The organism is Reyranella sp. GW821-FHT14A01 (assembly GCF_058803965.1).
The window spans coordinates 24717-39199 of sequence record NZ_JBXAPM010000031.1 but is presented as its reverse complement, the minus strand read 5'-3'; the positions used below and the strand labels follow the sequence as shown (position 1 = coordinate 39199).

The following is a 14483-nucleotide window of genomic DNA, read 5'->3' as shown; positions in this document are numbered from 1 at the left end:
CGGATGGCCATCCGGGCCCACACGCTTCTTGCGAAGCGCTCAAAACCTACCGGATTTTGCTAAGACGAGGATGACAATGTGGCCATGAAACTCGAACCGCTGCTCGACGGCCTCTCCTTCGGCGAAGGCCCGCGCTGGCGGGACGACCGGCTTTATTTCTCGGATTTCTACGTCCACCAGGTGCGCACCGTCGACGAGAGCGGCAAGGCCGAGACGATCGTCGAGGTGCCGGGACGTCCCTCGGGCATGGGTTGGCGGCCCGACGGTACGATGCTGATCGTCAGCATGACCGACCGGCGCCTGATGCGCTTCGCAAACGGCAAGCTCACCGTCGAGGCCGAGCTGAGTTCGATCGCCACCGGCCTGTGCAACGACATGATCGTCGACGCCAAGGGCCGCGCCTATGTCGGCAATTTCGGCTTCGACCGGCATGCCGGCGAGAAGCCGCGCGCCGCGGTGCTGGCCCGCGTCGATCCCGACGGTTCCATCCATGCGGCCGCCGACGAATTGATGTTCCCCAACGGCACCGTCATCACGCCCGACGGCAAGACGATGATCATCGGCGAAACCTTCGCCAAGCGTCTCACGGCCTTCGACATCGCGCCCGACGGTACCTTGTCCAACCGCCGCTTGTGGGCCGAGACGCCCAACTGCAATCCCGACGGCATCTGCCTCGACGCCGAGGGTGGCATCTGGGTCACCGGCGCCTTCACCCATCACATGGTCCGCGTGCTCGAGGGCGGCAAGGTCACGCACGATCTCGATCTCGGCGAGCGCGCGGCCTATGCCTGCATGCTGGGCGGCAAGGACCGCCGCACGCTTTTCGTGGTCACCAACAGCGGCAGCGGGCCGGCCATTGCCGACAAGAAGGACGGCCGCATCGAGACGATGCGCGTCGACGTGCCCGGCGCCGGCCTGCCCTAGGAGGAATGCGTGAAAGGTCCAGAAGACGATGCCGGCCTCGCCGGCAAGGTGGCGATCATCTCCGGCGGCGGCGCCAAGGATGACGGCATCGGCAACGGCCGCGCGGCCGCGCTCCTTCTGGCGCGCGCCGGCACCCATGTGCTTGTGGCCGACCGCGAGCTGGCGCTGGCGGAGCGTACGGTCGCGATGATCAAGGCCGAGGGCGGCCAGCATGCCGCGGCCTATGCCGGCGACATGACCCAGGAAGCGGACTGCAAGCGGCTGGTCGATGCCGCGGTCGACCGCTGGGGCCGGCTCGACTTCCTCGACAACAATATCGGCATCGGCAGCCGCGGCTCGGTCGTCGAGGAGAAGCCCGAGGAATATCGTCGCGTTATGCAGGTGAACGTCGAGACGATGTTCCTGCTCTCCAAGCACGCCATTCCGGCGATGATCAAGACGGCCAAGGGCGGCTCGATCGTGAACATCTCGTCGATCTCGGCGCTGCGGCCGCGCGGCCTCACCACCTACACGACCTCGAAGGCCGCCGTGATCGGCCTCACCCAGGCGATGGCGGTCGATCATGGCCGCGACAATATCCGCGTCAACTGTATCTGCCCCGGCCCGATGTACACGCCGATGGTCTATGCCCGCGGCAACGGCATGAGCGAGGCGGCGCGCGCCCAGCGCGCGAAGGCTTCCGTGCTGAAAACCGAGGGCACCGGCTGGGACGTCGGCCACGCCGTGCGCTTCCTGCTGAGCAACCATGCCCGCTACATCACCGGCCAGGTCCTCGTCGTCGACGGCGGCGTCACCCTGCAGGGCCCGGAACGCGATTCACAGGACCACTGATTAAACCAACCGTGAGTGTCATCCCGAGCGCAGCGAGGGATCCTTACGGCAACAGCAAGGATCCCTCGCCTTCGGCTCGGGATGACAATGAGGAGGAGAAGAAAAGATGGCCCGCCTGCCCTATCTCGAGCCCGACCAGGTCGCGCCCGAGTATCGCGACATGCTCAAGCGCAACACCAACCTGCACAAGCTGCTGGTCAATTCGCCCGACATGGCGCGGGCCTTCAGCGGAATGGGCGGCTACATCCGCTTCAAGAGCAAGCTCGACACCCGCCTGCGCGAACTCGCGATTCTCCAGGTCGGCTGGATGGAGAAGTCGGAGTACGAATTCACCCACCATGTGAAGATCGGCAAGGAGTTCGGCGTCACCGACGAGGACATCCAGGGCCTGATGGCCGAGACCGAGGGCAAGCCCTCCAAGCTCGAGCCGCTCGCCAAGGCAATCCTCAAGGGCGCGCGCGAGATGGTGAAGGACCTCGCAATGTCCGAAGCCACCTTCGCCGAGATCAAGAAGGACCTGTCGGACGAGCACATGACCGACCTGGTGCTCACCATCGCCTTCTACTGCGCCGTCGTCCGCGTGCTCGCCACCATGCAGATCGACAACGAGCCGCAGTACAAGGAAGTGCTGAAGCAGTACCCGATTCGCTGACGTAATCGTCAGCGCCCTGAGCGGAGCGCAGCGAAGCCGAAGGGCCTGCAACCAGTCTGTAGATGAAAGATCCCTCCACTTCGCGCTGCGCGCTACGGTCGGGATGACAAGGAGAAGCAACATGCGCCTGAAAGATCGAGTCGCCATCGTCGTCGGTGCCGGGCAAAGCCCCGGCGAAGGCATGGGCAACGGCCGCGCCACCGCGCTCACCTTCGCGCGCGAGGGCGCCAAGGTCCTCTGCGTCGATCACAATCTCGAATCGGCGCAGGAAACCGTCGAGATGATCGGCGTCAACCAGGGCACGGCGGTCGCCTTCAAGGCCGACGTAACCAAGGAAGCCGAGATGAAGGCGATGGTCGCCGACGCACATGCCCGTTGGGGTCGTGTCGACATCCTGCACAACAATGTCGGCGTCTCGCTCTCGGGCGGCGATGCGGAACTGCTCACCATCACCGAGGAAGCCTTTGATCGCTGCGTCGCGATCAACCTCAAGAGCTGCATCTTCGCCGCCCGGCACGTGATCCCGATCATGCGCGAGCAGAAGAGCGGCGCGATCATCAACATCTCGTCAATGGCCGTCATCACCACCTACCCGTACGTGGCCTACAAGGCGACCAAGGCAGCGATGGTGTCCTTCACCGAGCAGCTCGCCTACCAGAACGCGCCGTATGGTATTCGCGCCAACGTCATCCTGCCCGGGCTGATGAACACGCCGATGGCCGTCGACACGCGCGCCCGCACCTTCAAGAAGAGCCGTGCCGAGGTCGAGGCCGAGCGCGACGCGAAGGTGCCGCTGGGCAAGAAGATGGGCACCGGTTGGGATGTCGCCAACGCCGCCCTCTTCCTCGCCTCCGACGAGGCGAGCTTCATCACCGGCGTCACCCTGCCGGTCGATGGCGGCGCCAGCGTGCGGCGCGGCTAGAGGCACGAACCTTGCGTCGGCTGGGCCCATGAACCGACTTGCCGGCAAGACCGCCCTCATCACCGGTGCCTCCTCGGGCATCGGCCGCGCCATCGCCAAGAAGTTCCAGGCGGAAGGGGCAACCCTCCTCCTCATGGACATCACGGAGGCGGTCGTCGAGGGCGGCGAGCCGACACACAAGATCCTGAATGTGCCCTTCTTTCAGGGCGACGTATCGAAGGAGGCAGATGTCGAGGAAGCGGTGCGCCGGGCGGCCCTGCCGACCGGCCGGCTCGACATCGTGGTCAACGATGCCGTCATCCGCTCCGGCAAGATGCTGACCGACACCACCCTGGAAGAATGGAACCGGGTGATGGAAGTGAACGTCACCGGCGTCTTCCTGATGTGCCGCGCCGCCGTACGCCAGATGCTGACGCAGGAGATCCGCAACGAGGCGCGCGGGCGCATCGTCAACATCTCCTCGCAGCACGGCATGATCTCCTCGCCCGAGGACTTCTCCTACGGCGTCTCGAAGTCCGCCGTCGTCTACATCACGCGCCAGATCGCCTCCGACTACGGCCGCGACAGCATCATCTGCAATGCCGTGGCGCCGGGCAAAATCCTCACCGGCAAGACCGGCCGCGCGATCGAGTCGCGCTGGATCGACTACTCCCACGCCCGCACGCCGCTGCCACGCCTCGGCCGTTCCGAGGACGTGGCCAACGCCGCACTCTTCCTCGCCTCAGACGAGGCGACCTTCATCACCGGCGAGAATTTGATGGTCGACGGCGGCTGGATGGCGAACTGACCGGCAGCAGGCCGGCCAGCACCTGAAGGAAGGCGCGCACGAGACGCGCATTCTGCCGCTCCCTCAGGTGCACGACGTGCGCGTAGGTGAAGATCTCGGCATCCGCGATCGGCAGCGGCTTGATCCGCGGATCGGGAATGAACTCGGCTTCCGACACCACGCCCATGCCGATCCCCTTGGCCACCGCCTCGCGGATCGATTCGCGACTGCCGATCTCCATCACGACCTTGGGCCGCACATCGGCCTCGCGCATCGCCTGGTCGAAGGCGCGGCGCGTCGTCGATCCCGCCTCGCGCACGATCAGGCGCTGCCCCTCCATGTCGCGCGCGCGGAGGCTGCGCCGCTGCGCGTAGGGATGGTCGATGGGGCAGAAGGCGATCACTCGATGCCGGCGATAGGGAATGGCGACCAGCCGCGGATCGGGATCGACATGAGCGAGCACCGCCACGTCAGTCCGGTAGTCCAGGAGGTCGCGCAGCGTGTCGCGTGAATTGCCGACGGTGACCGACACGTAGAGGCCGGGATGACGCGCATTGAAGGCCGCCAGCATGTCGGTGACGTGATAGGGCCCGACGGCGCCGACGCGAAGATGGCCGGTCTTGAGGCCGCGCGTCTCATTGAGATAGTCGGCCGCTTCCTTCTCGTCGGCAAAGAGCCGGCGCGTGATGTCCAGAAGACCGCCGCCGGTTTCGGTGAGTTCGATGCGCCGGCCGCGACGCACGAACAGCTCGACGCCGAACTCCTGCTCCAGCGACTTCACCTGAGTGGTGATCGTAGGCTGACTGACGCTCAGCTCGCGTGCGGCAGCGGTGAAGCTCAACCGCTGGGCGACCGCATGGAAGGACCGGAGCTGCGTGTGCCTCATATTGATTTTCTCAATGCCAGTTCGAGAATGTTTGAATTGGCTAAATGTGTGAGTCGGCCGGAAGATTGTCAAAAGGCCGACAAGGCAAAGCCAGTAAAGCCATGGGAGTACAGCGCGGATGTGGCGCTACCGTAATCCGGTCGATGTGAAGTTCGGCGCCGGCGTCTTCGAGACGCTGGGCAAGGTGCTGGCCGGCCGGCCCTACTGCCTCGTGACCTACGACGACGCCAATGGCGGCGGTGTCTTCGCCGACCTGACCCGCCGCGTCATCGCCCAGGCGGGTACGCCAGCGGTGACGGTCAGCAACATCGGCCCTAATCCGGATTTCATCGGCCTCACCGAATCCTGCCGCACTTACGCGACGGCATCGCGTCCCGTCGAAGCCATCGTGGCGCTGGGCGGCGGCTCGGTGATGGATGCCGCCAAGGTGCTGGCCGCCGCCAAGGGCGACTTCGCCACGGTGCGGCGCCATCTGCAGACCGGCAAGGACGGCGACTCCCTTGGCCGCACGCCGATCATCGCCATCCCGACGACAGCCGGCACCGGCAGCGAAGTCACGTCCTGGGCGACCGTCTGGGATACCGGCGCCATGAAGAAGTATTCGCTGGCCCGCGAGACGCTCTATCCCGAGGCAGCACTCGTCGATCCGCTGCTGACGCTCGGCCTGCCGCGCGCCGTCACCATCAGCACCGGCCTCGATGCACTGAGCCACGCGCTGGAAAGCATCTGGAACGTCAACGCCAACCCGGTGTCGAGCTCGCTGGCGGAGGTCGCGGCGCGCGAAGTGATCGACGCGCTGCCGCTGCTCGCGGATGATCTCAGGAACGAGGCACTACGCACGCGGCTGGCGCGCGCCAGCCTGTTCGCTGGCCTCGCTTTCTCCAACACGCGCACCGCGCTCGCGCATTCGCTGTCCTATCACCTGACCCTGCATCACGGCGTGCCGCACGGCATCGCCTGCTCGTTCAGCCTGCCGATGGTGATGCGCGCCGTGGCCGGCTGCGATACCGCCTGCGATGCCTCGCTGCGCCGCATCTTCGGCAACGACCTTATGGCCGGCGCCGGGCGCCTCGAAACATTCCTCAAGAAGCTCGGCATCTCGCCGGACGCGACCGACCACGGCATTGCGGCCCACGACTGGGCGCGTCTCGTCGACGACGCGCTGGCAGGGGACCGCGGCCGCAACTTCATCGGACGCCGGGAGGCGCTGTTGGCCGAAATGGCCGCTTAGAGGTCAAAGATCAAAAGACAAGAAACCACGGAGGAAACAAAAATGACCAGGATGACGCGTCGCGATTTCGGGCTTTTAACCACCGGCTCGCTGCTGGCCGGCGGAACCATCGGCGCCTGGGGCGCAGCTCACGCGCAGGCCCAGCAGGTGCTCAAGGTCGGCCTCATCCCCTCCGAGGATTCGCGGGCGATGCTCGCCCAGAGCAAGGACATCCTCGATGCGGTCGAGAAGAACTCCGGCATGAAGGTCCAGGGCTTCGTCGCCACCGACTACAACGGCGTGATCGAGGCGCTGCGTGCCAAGCATCTCGACATTGCCTATCTCGGGCCGTTCTCCTACGTGCTGGCCACCACCGTGACCCCGGTCGAGGCCTTCGCCATCGCCGAGACCGCCAAGGCCGGCCGCACCTACTACCACTCCAAGATCATCGCCCTGAAATCGAGCGGCATCAAAACGCTCGACGATCTCAAGGGCAAGAACTTCGCCTTCGTCGATCCCGCCTCGACCTCCGGCTATGCCTTCCCGCTCGCAGGCCTTCTCAAGGCCGGCATCGAGCCCAAGCGCGACTTCAAGACGGTGATCTTCACCGGCGCACACGATGCCAATGCGCTGGCCGTCGCCAACGGCAAGGTCGATGCGGCGACCATCGCCGACCGCATCCTCGATGCCGCCATCGCCAAGGGCCATATCAAGGCCGACCAGATCCAGGTCGTGTGGGAATCGCCGCCGATCCCGGAATCGCCGATGGTGTGGCGCAAGGATCTCTCGCCCGAGACGAAGGCCAAGGTGAAGGCCGCGTTCCTGTCGATCAAGGACCTCAACTGGTCCGACCAGGGCAAGCTGAACGGCTTCAAGGAAACCAACGACCAGGCCTACGACGTCGTGCGCGAGACCGCGAAGCTCGCGAACATCGATCTCAAGAAGCAGAAGTAGCCCAGGCCCACACCAGGGAGATCGAGCGATGATCGAAATCCGCGGCCTCGCCAAATCCTATGGCGACCATCAGGCGCTGCACGATGTCAGCCTCTCGATCCGGCCCGGCGAGTTCGTCGTCGTGCTGGGACCGTCGGGTGCCGGCAAGTCGACGCTCCTGCGCTGCATCAACCGGCTGATCGAGCCGACGGCCGGCGACATCGTGGTCGACGGCACGTCGCTCTCGTCCAACCGTCGCGACCTGCGCCTGCTCCGACGCAACGTCGCGATGATCTTCCAGCAGCACAATCTGGTGAAGCGCCTCAGCGTGCTGAAGAACGTGCTGGTCGGGCGCATGGCCGACCTCTCGCCGATCCTCAGCAGCCTGCAGCTCTTTCCCGAGGCCGACGTGAAGATCGCGCTTCATTGCCTCGAGCAGGTCGCGATGTCCCACAAGGCCCGCAACCGCGCCGACGCTCTGTCGGGCGGCGAACAGCAGCGGGTCGGCATCGCCCGCGCCCTGGCGCAGCAGCCCAAGTTCATGCTGGCTGACGAGCCGGTGGCGAGCCTCGATCCCAAGACCTCGCGCACCGTGCTCAATTACCTGAAGAAGAGCTGCAAGGAATCGAACATCGCCGTCCTCTGCAATCTCCACCAGATCGACTATGCGCTGGAGTTCGCCGAGCGGGTCGTCGGCCTCTCGGCCGGTCGCGTCGTCTATGACGGTCCTCCGGCCGGCGTGAGCGGCGACGTGATCCGCAGCATCTATCCCGGCCTCGACGATCCCAACGTGCTCGATGCCGCCCAGCGCCTCACCGAACGCCGCCGCGCCGCGGCGGAGGCCGAGATCGCGCTGGCCGCCTCTGCCGCCTCCGTCGAAGAGAGGGCCTGAAGATGTCCCTGCAATTCGTCGTCAACAAGCCGCGCGGCCCGCTCGGCTGGTGGATCATGGTCCCAATCCTGGGCCTCACGGTCGCGGCGCTCTGGTGGTCGGCCGTCGGCACGCGACTCAGCATAACCGGATTCATCGACGGTCTGCCGTGGATCGGCGACTTCATCGGCCGCATGCTGCCGCCCAACTTCACCTTCATGCAGAAGCTGGTGCAGCCCGCCATCGAGACCGTGCAGATCGCGCTATGGGGCACCCTGCTCGGCATCGTGCTGGCCCTGCCAGTCTGCTTCTTCGCTGCGCGAAATCTCTCGCCCTATGCCTGGGTGTTCCACGGGCTGCGCCAGGTGCTGAACGTGATGCGCGGCATCAACGAGATCATCTTGGCGCTGATCTTCGTGGCCGCCGTCGGCCTCGGTCCCTTCGCCGGCGTGCTGGCCATCGCGCTGCACGGTGCCGGCATGTTGGGCAAGTTCTTCGCCGAGGCGATCGAGGAGATCGACGAGGGTCCGCTCGATGCCCTGCGGGCGGCCGGTGCGGGCACCTTGCAGCGAATCGTGTTCGGCGTATTGCCGCAGGTCCTGCCGGCCTGGATCGGCGTGGTGCTCTATCGCTTCGAGACCAACATCCGTGTCTCGACGGTTCTCGGCATGGTCGGCGCCGGTGGCATCGGCTTCGAGCTGATCAGCTCGATGAAACTCTTCGCCTACGAGGACACGGCCGCCTGTGTGATCGTGATCCTGATCCTCGTGCTCGCCGCCGACCTGATGTCGTCGAAACTGCGTGCCATGATCCGATAGAGCAATTCGCTAGCCGGACCGGCCCTCTCGACGCGGAGAAAGCTCCGCGTCATCTTCTGTGCAATGCAGTAGAGGGTGTGGTTTATGCGTTTATCGATCGGACTTCTCGGTGTCGTCGCGGCACTCGCCCTGTCGGCGGCACCGGCGCTTGCACAGAAGAGCGGCGGCACACTGAAGATGTACTTCGCGGACAATCCGCCCAGCACATCGATCCACGAAGAAGCGACGACATCGACCGTCGTGCCCTTCATGAGTCTCTACAACAACCTCGTCGTCTTCGATCAGCAAATTCCGCAGAACAGCCTCGAATCGATCCGCCCGGACCTCGCCGAGAGCTGGGCGTGGAGCGAGGACGGCAAGAAGCTGACCTTCAAGCTGGTCGGCAATGCCAAATGGCACGACGGCAAGCCTTTCACGTCAGCCGACGTCAAGTGCACCTGGGACATGCTGACGGGCAAGAGCGAGACCCACAAGCTGCGCAAGAATCCGCGCATTTCCTGGTACTGGAATCTCCAGGAGGTCACGACCAACGGCGACCGCGAGGTGACCTTCCATCTCGGCCAGCCGCAGCCCTCGCTGCTGATCCTTCTCGCCTCGGGTTACAGCCCCGTCTATTCCTGCCACGTGCCGACGGCGCAGATGCGCACCAAGCCGATCGGCACCGGTCCCTTCAAGCTGGCTGAGTTCAAGCAGAAGGAGATCATCAAGCTCGCTCGCAACACGGACTACTTCAAGAAGGGCAAGCCTTATCTCGATGCCATCGAGATGCCGATCGTACCGGCGCGTGGCACGGCCTTGCTGGGCTTCGTTTCGGGTCGCTACGACATGACGCCGCCCTATGCCGTCACGATCCCGCTGCTGAAGGACATCAAGGCCCAGGCCGCCAACGCGGTCTGCGAGGTGGCGCCGATGAACAACAGCACCAACCTGATCGTGAACAGCGATGCCGCGCCGTTCAACAATCCCGACATCCGCCGCGCCATGCTGCTCACCATCGACCGCAAGTCGTTCATCGACATCCTCGCCCAGGGTGCCGGCGAGGCCGGCGGCGTCATGGAACCGGCGCCGGGTGGCGTCTGGGGCATGCCCAAGGAGATGTTCGACCAGGTGAAGGGCTACGGACCCGACGTCGCGAAGAACCGCGCCGAAGGCCAGGCGATCATGAAGAAGCTGGGCTACGGTCCCGACAACAAGCTGAAGCTCAAGGTCTCGACGCGTAACCACCTGCTCTATCGCGACCCGGCCGTGATCCTGATCGACCAGCTGAAGGAGATCTACATCGACGGCGAGCTCGACCTGGTCGACACCGCGCTCTGGTTCAACAAGATCGCCCGCAAGGACTACTCGGTCGGCCTCAACACCACCGGCAACGGCGTCGACGATCCCGACCAGACCTACTTCGAGCACTATGCTTGCAAGTCGGAACGCAACTATGTCGGCTACTGCAACCCCGAGATCGAGAAGCAGTTCCCGATCCAGTCGGCCGAGCGCGACATCGAGAAGCGCAAGAAGCTCGTCTGGGAGATCGACAAGCAGATCCTCGAGGAAGGCTTCCGCCCGATCATCATGTGGAATGCCTCGGGAACCTGCTGGGCGCCCTACGTGAAGGGCTACAAGCCGATGGTGAACAGCCTCTACAACGGCTCGCGCTTCGAGGACATCTGGCTCGACAAGTAGCCGGCCTGTAGCCGCATTCCCGGCAAGGCCCCTCTCGACGAGGGGCCTTTGTCGCGTCATCCTCCCTGCAACAAGTAAAGGGAGGAAAAAACAATGCGGCTATCTATTGGATTTCTCGGCGTCCTGGCGACGCTCGGCCTGTCGGCGGTACCGGCGCTCGCACAGAAGAGCGGCGGCACCCTGAAGATGTACTTCGCGGACAATCCGCCCAGCACATCGATCCACGAAGAGGCGACGACATCGACGGTCGTCCCTTTCATGAGCCTCTACAACAACCTCGTCCTGTTCGATCAGCAGATCCCGCAGAACAGCCTCGAGACGATACGTCCGGATCTCGCCGAGAGCTGGGCGTGGAGCGCGGACGGCAAGAAGCTGACTTTCAAGCTGGTCGGCAATGCCAAGTGGCATGACGGCAAGCCCTTCACCTCGGCCGACGTGAAGTGCACCTGGGACATGCTCACCGGCAAAAGCGAGACCCAGAAACTGCGCAAGAATCCGCGCTCCTCCTGGTACTGGAACCTCCAGGAAGTCACGACCAACGGCGATCGCGAGGTGACCTTCCATCTCGGCCAGCCGCAGCCCTCGCTCCTGGTGCTGCTCGCCTCGGGCTACAGCCCCGTCTACTCCTGCCACGTGCCGACGGCGCAGATGCGCACCAAGCCGATCGGCACCGGTCCCTTCAAGCTCGGCGAATTCAAGCAGAAGGAGATCATCAAGCTCGTCCGCAACACGGATTACTTCAAGAAGGGCAAGCCCTACCTCGACGCGATCGACATACCGATCGTGCCGGCGCGCGGCACGGCCATGCTGGGCTTCGTCTCGGGCCGCTACGACATGACGGCGCCCTACGCCGTCACCATCCCGCTGCTGAAAGACATCAAGGCCCAGGCCTCAAGCGCCGTCTGCGAAGTCGCGCCGATGAACAACAGCACCAACCTGATCGTGAACAGCGAGGCGCCGCCGTTCGACAATCCCGACATCCGCCGCGCCATGCTGCTCACCATCGATCGGCAGTCTTTCATCAAGATCCTCGCCCAGGGTGCCGGCGAGGCCGGCGGCGTCATGGAACCGGCGCCCGGCGGCGTCTGGGGCATGCCGAAGGAAATGTTCGACCAGGTGAAGGGCTACGGACCCGACGTCGCCAAGAACCGGGCCGAGGCCCAGGCGATCATGAAGAAGCTGGGCTACGGTCCGGACAACAGGCTGAAGCTCAAGGTCGCGACCCGCAACCACCTGCTCTACCGCGACCCGGCCGTGATCCTGATCGACCAGCTCAAGGAGATCTACATCGACGGCGAGCTCGACCTGGTCGACACCTCCCTGTGGTTCAACAAGGTCGCGCGCAAGGATTATTCGGTCGGCCTCAACACGACCGGCAACGGTGTCGACGATCCCGACCAGACCTACTTCGAGCACTATGCTTGCAAGTCGGAGCGCAACTATGTCGGCTACTGCAATCCCGAGATCGAGAAGCAGTTCCCGATCCAGTCGGCCGAGCGCGACCTCGAGAAGCGCAAGAAGATGGTCTGGAACATCGACAAGCAGATCCTCGAGGAAGGCTTCCGGCCGATCATCATGTGGAACGCGGCGGCGAGCTGCTGGCACCCCTATGTGAAGGGCTTCCGCCCGATGGTGAACAGCCTCTACAACGGCTCGCGCTTCGAGGACGTCTGGCTCGACAAGTAGGCCGGAACGAGGGTTGCCGGGCCGCTACGACCGGCCCGGCACCAGCACCTGCCTGTAGCCGCGCGCTTCCATGCACGGCTTCTCGAACTCGTCGCGATCCATGTTCTCGACGTAGTTGCCGCCCATCGCGTTCCAGCGCCGCAGTTGGTACTCTTGGCAGGCCTTGGTATCGGCCTCGACCTGCTGCGGCCCGGCACCTTCCTTCTGGTAGGTGATGCTCTGGCAGCCGCCCAGCGATACCAGCACCCCCGTCACCGCTGCCATCGAACCGAGCTTCATGGTTTTCTCCTTTACGGGGAGTCTAACGCTGCTGAAACGCTCTCGTCAGGGCAGGCTCAAGCTTATGTGATACTGTCGAAATCAACAGTGGGCGTGAGCAACGCACCCTTGCACGACACTTGGGAGGAACCGACATGAATTCACGACTGGTCCTGACGCGCCGCAATGCCCTGACAGGCACGCTCCTGGCCGCATCTCCGCTTCTCGCCTCGGCCCCTTCGATGGCCGCCGACTGGCCGGACCGCCCGATCCGCATGATCATCCCCTTCGCCGCCGGCGCCGGGGCCGATACGGTCGGGCGCACCTTCGGTGAGGAGCTGGCCAAGGCGCTGGGACAGCCTGTCATCATCGACAACAAGGGCGGCGCCGGCGGCCTTTTGGGCACCGCCGAGGGCGCCCGCGCGCCAGCCGACGGCTACACGCTGCTGCTGACCTCGCAGGGCGCCACGGTCTTCAACATGGGGCTCTACAAGTCGCCGGGCTACGATCCGCTGAAGGACTTCATCCCGGTGTCCACGACCGGCATTCTCACCAACGTGATGGTCGTCTCGACCGCCAATCCGGCGAACACCGTCGCCGACGTTGTCGCACAGGCACGCGCCAAGCCGGGTGAACTCACCTACGGGTCGAGCGGCGTCGGCAGCAGCCTGCACATGTCGGGCGTGATCATGGAGCAGCGCACCGGCACGAAGCTGCAGCACGTGCCCTATCGCGGCGCACCGGCCGCCGTCCTCGCGGTCGTCAACGGCGAAGTGACGATGGGCTTCTTCAATGCGCCGACCGTGGTGGGCCAGATCAAGGCCGGCAAGCTGAAGGCGCTCGCCGTCACCACCAAGGACCGTTCGGTCATCATGCCTGAGGTTCCGACCATGATGGAGGCGGGCCTGCCCGACTTCGTCGTCGCCACGTGGCTCGGCTTCGCGGTGCCGACCGGCACGCCCGCGCCCATTGTTGCGCGCCTCAATGCCGAGATCGGCCGCATCGCCCAGATGCCGAAGGTGAAGGAGAAGCTCCTCGTCCAGGGCTTCGAGGTGCTGCCGCCCGACACGCCGGCACAGGCGCGCAAGCTGATCGCCGACGATCAGGCGCTGTGGCTGCCCATCATCAAGGCGTCGGGGGCGACGGCGGAGTAGTCAGTCCGCGGCCGCCAGCTCGTTGCGCGGCAGGCCCGCGATCTCCTGGATCAGCTTCTTGGTCATCGACCGGCCAAAGGCTCCGTGGTTCTCGGCGACGATCGTGAAGGCGCCCGGGCCGCCGATGACATTGTCCTGGAAGTATTTCTCCAGGCCACCGGGCGGATTGGTGTGCTCGGGGCGGAAGGCTTCCTCGAGCGGCGTCAGGATCACCAGTGCGTTGACCGTGATGCTCTTGGCAACCGCGTCGTCACGGGCATCGGTGATCAGGCGGCCGGCGATGTTGTTGCCGTCTCCGGAGACGTCGATGACCCGCCGGTCGGCCGTGAACGGCGCGCGCTCGATATGGGTCACCGCGAAGTCGATGGCGGCGCTGATCGAAGTGCTGCCGGCGAAGGAGCGCGGCGTCTCGATCAGCTTGTCGCCGAAATTGCGCGCCGAGGCGCCGTCGCCGATCACCGTCCAGTCGATGACGATGTTCTGCATGTTGACCGACGCCCATTCGATGAAGCACACGGCGATGCGCCGGTTGGGCCCCGAGGTGATGGCCCGCACCACGTCGGGATGGGTGATGGCCGCGGCCGCGCCTTCGCGCTGAAGCCTGAACTTTGGATCGGTCACGCTGCGCGAGACGTCGGCGGCCAGCACCAGCAGCATGTCGACCGGCTCCGCCGCCCGCGCCGAGGGAGAGACGAACGCCAGGACCAGACCCAGCAGCGCAACAATCTTCTTCATGCACGGACCCTCGCTTACCCGGTTCGTCCGAGTATAGGACGCCTGTCCTCAACCGCGATCCACTCCGACGGCTCCGCAAAATCTTCCACCGGCACCGGCGCTGCGGAAAATTCCTTCTGCGACCGGACTTCGGCACGTGACAATCTTGCTATTGCGAATT

15 protein-coding genes are annotated in these 14483 nt (G+C 64.8%); 12 read left to right on the top strand and 3 right to left on the bottom strand.

Annotation, left to right across the window (positions count from 1 at the left end; genetic code table 11):
- The first annotated feature begins 84 nt into the window (after positions 1-84).
- From AC1ROX_RS31020 to AC1ROX_RS31000, 5 genes are all read left to right on the top strand, one after another.
- Positions 85-924: an SMP-30/gluconolactonase/LRE family protein gene (locus tag AC1ROX_RS31020; protein WP_493132717.1), complete on the top strand. Its 840-nt coding sequence runs from the start codon at positions 85-87 to the stop codon at positions 922-924.
- A gap of 9 nt (positions 925-933) precedes the next feature.
- Entirely contained in the window at positions 934-1755 is an 822-nt protein-coding gene (locus tag AC1ROX_RS31015) for an SDR family NAD(P)-dependent oxidoreductase (protein ID WP_493132715.1), read from the top strand.
- A 106-nt stretch (positions 1756-1861) separates the two neighbouring features.
- Positions 1862-2407, top strand: coding sequence for a carboxymuconolactone decarboxylase family protein (locus AC1ROX_RS31010; RefSeq protein ID WP_493132713.1), 546 nt, complete (start codon positions 1862-1864; stop codon positions 2405-2407).
- Between the two features lie 121 nt (positions 2408-2528).
- A complete protein-coding gene (locus AC1ROX_RS31005; RefSeq protein ID WP_493132711.1) occupies positions 2529-3329 on the top strand; it encodes an SDR family NAD(P)-dependent oxidoreductase in 801 nt (266 codons plus the stop codon).
- 28 nt (positions 3330-3357) lie between these two features.
- Complete coding sequence (locus AC1ROX_RS31000) at positions 3358-4116, top strand: SDR family NAD(P)-dependent oxidoreductase (protein WP_493132709.1); 759 nt, start codon at positions 3358-3360, stop codon at positions 4114-4116.
- On the opposite strand, the gene AC1ROX_RS30995 is transcribed toward AC1ROX_RS31000, so the two are convergent.
- Positions 4070-4981 carry a LysR substrate-binding domain-containing protein gene (locus AC1ROX_RS30995; RefSeq protein ID WP_493132707.1) on the bottom strand — a complete coding sequence of 304 codons (912 nt, stop codon included), beginning with the start codon at positions 4979-4981 and terminating at the stop codon, positions 4070-4072. The two genes, AC1ROX_RS31000 and AC1ROX_RS30995, sit on opposite strands and share 47 nt — an antisense overlap.
- A 118-nt stretch (positions 4982-5099) precedes the next feature.
- Here AC1ROX_RS30995 and psrA point away from each other — a divergent pair, with 118 nt between their 5' ends.
- From psrA to AC1ROX_RS30965, 6 genes are all read left to right on the top strand, one after another.
- Positions 5100-6212, top strand: a complete 1113-nt coding sequence (psrA, locus tag AC1ROX_RS30990; protein ID WP_493132705.1) for an iron-containing alcohol dehydrogenase PsrA — start codon at positions 5100-5102, stop codon at positions 6210-6212.
- Between the two features lie 42 nt (positions 6213-6254).
- Positions 6255-7145: a phosphonate ABC transporter substrate-binding protein gene (phnD, locus tag AC1ROX_RS30985; RefSeq protein WP_493132703.1), complete on the top strand. Its 891-nt coding sequence runs from the start codon at positions 6255-6257 to the stop codon at positions 7143-7145.
- Positions 7146-7173: 28 nt separating this feature from the next.
- Positions 7174-8016, top strand: a complete 843-nt coding sequence (gene phnC, locus AC1ROX_RS30980) for a phosphonate ABC transporter ATP-binding protein (protein WP_493132701.1) — start codon at positions 7174-7176, stop codon at positions 8014-8016.
- 2 nt (positions 8017-8018) lie between these two features.
- Positions 8019-8813, top strand: coding sequence for a phosphonate ABC transporter, permease protein PhnE (gene phnE, locus AC1ROX_RS30975; RefSeq protein ID WP_493132700.1), 795 nt, complete (start codon positions 8019-8021; stop codon positions 8811-8813).
- A gap of 84 nt (positions 8814-8897) precedes the next feature.
- Positions 8898-10490 carry an ABC transporter substrate-binding protein gene (locus tag AC1ROX_RS30970; RefSeq protein WP_493132698.1) on the top strand — a complete coding sequence of 531 codons (1593 nt, stop codon included), beginning with the start codon at positions 8898-8900 and terminating at the stop codon, positions 10488-10490.
- Between the two features lie 93 nt (positions 10491-10583).
- Positions 10584-12176, top strand: a complete 1593-nt coding sequence (locus tag AC1ROX_RS30965) for an ABC transporter substrate-binding protein (RefSeq protein WP_493132696.1) — start codon at positions 10584-10586, stop codon at positions 12174-12176.
- A gap of 24 nt (positions 12177-12200) precedes the next feature.
- Here AC1ROX_RS30965 and AC1ROX_RS30960 read toward each other — a convergent pair whose 3' ends face one another.
- Positions 12201-12455 (bottom strand): hypothetical protein, encoded by a 255-nt coding sequence (locus tag AC1ROX_RS30960; protein ID WP_493132694.1) that lies wholly within the window; start codon positions 12453-12455, stop codon positions 12201-12203.
- 134 nt (positions 12456-12589) lie between these two features.
- On the opposite strand from AC1ROX_RS30960, the gene AC1ROX_RS30955 reads away from it, so the two are divergent.
- Complete coding sequence (locus AC1ROX_RS30955; RefSeq protein ID WP_493132692.1) at positions 12590-13588, top strand: Bug family tripartite tricarboxylate transporter substrate binding protein; 999 nt, start codon at positions 12590-12592, stop codon at positions 13586-13588.
- Here the strand turns inward: AC1ROX_RS30955 and AC1ROX_RS30950 are convergent, their stop codons facing one another.
- A complete protein-coding gene (locus AC1ROX_RS30950) occupies positions 13589-14323 on the bottom strand; it encodes a DUF1194 domain-containing protein (protein WP_493132690.1) in 735 nt (244 codons plus the stop codon).
- Positions 14324-14483 lie beyond the last annotated feature (160 nt).

Coding starts and splice junctions, on each gene's coding strand:
- AC1ROX_RS30960 (WP_493132694.1), bottom strand. CDS start 12,455: ATGAAGCTCGGTTCGATGGCAGCGGTGACGGGGGTGCTGGTATCGCTG.
- AC1ROX_RS30965 (WP_493132696.1), top strand. CDS start 10,584: ATGCGGCTATCTATTGGATTTCTCGGCGTCCTGGCGACGCTCGGCCTG.
- AC1ROX_RS30955 (WP_493132692.1), top strand. CDS start 12,590: ATGAATTCACGACTGGTCCTGACGCGCCGCAATGCCCTGACAGGCACG.
- AC1ROX_RS31005 (WP_493132711.1), top strand. CDS start 2,529: ATGCGCCTGAAAGATCGAGTCGCCATCGTCGTCGGTGCCGGGCAAAGC.
- phnE (WP_493132700.1), top strand. CDS start 8,019: ATGTCCCTGCAATTCGTCGTCAACAAGCCGCGCGGCCCGCTCGGCTGG.
- phnC (WP_493132701.1), top strand. CDS start 7,174: ATGATCGAAATCCGCGGCCTCGCCAAATCCTATGGCGACCATCAGGCG.
- phnD (WP_493132703.1), top strand. CDS start 6,255: ATGACCAGGATGACGCGTCGCGATTTCGGGCTTTTAACCACCGGCTCG.
- AC1ROX_RS31000 (WP_493132709.1), top strand. CDS start 3,358: ATGAACCGACTTGCCGGCAAGACCGCCCTCATCACCGGTGCCTCCTCG.
- AC1ROX_RS30970 (WP_493132698.1), top strand. CDS start 8,898: ATGCGTTTATCGATCGGACTTCTCGGTGTCGTCGCGGCACTCGCCCTG.
- psrA (WP_493132705.1), top strand. CDS start 5,100: ATGTGGCGCTACCGTAATCCGGTCGATGTGAAGTTCGGCGCCGGCGTC.
- AC1ROX_RS30950 (WP_493132690.1), bottom strand. CDS start 14,323: ATGAAGAAGATTGTTGCGCTGCTGGGTCTGGTCCTGGCGTTCGTCTCT.
- AC1ROX_RS31010 (WP_493132713.1), top strand. CDS start 1,862: ATGGCCCGCCTGCCCTATCTCGAGCCCGACCAGGTCGCGCCCGAGTAT.
- AC1ROX_RS30995 (WP_493132707.1), bottom strand. CDS start 4,981: ATGAGGCACACGCAGCTCCGGTCCTTCCATGCGGTCGCCCAGCGGTTG.
- AC1ROX_RS31020 (WP_493132717.1), top strand. CDS start 85: ATGAAACTCGAACCGCTGCTCGACGGCCTCTCCTTCGGCGAAGGCCCG.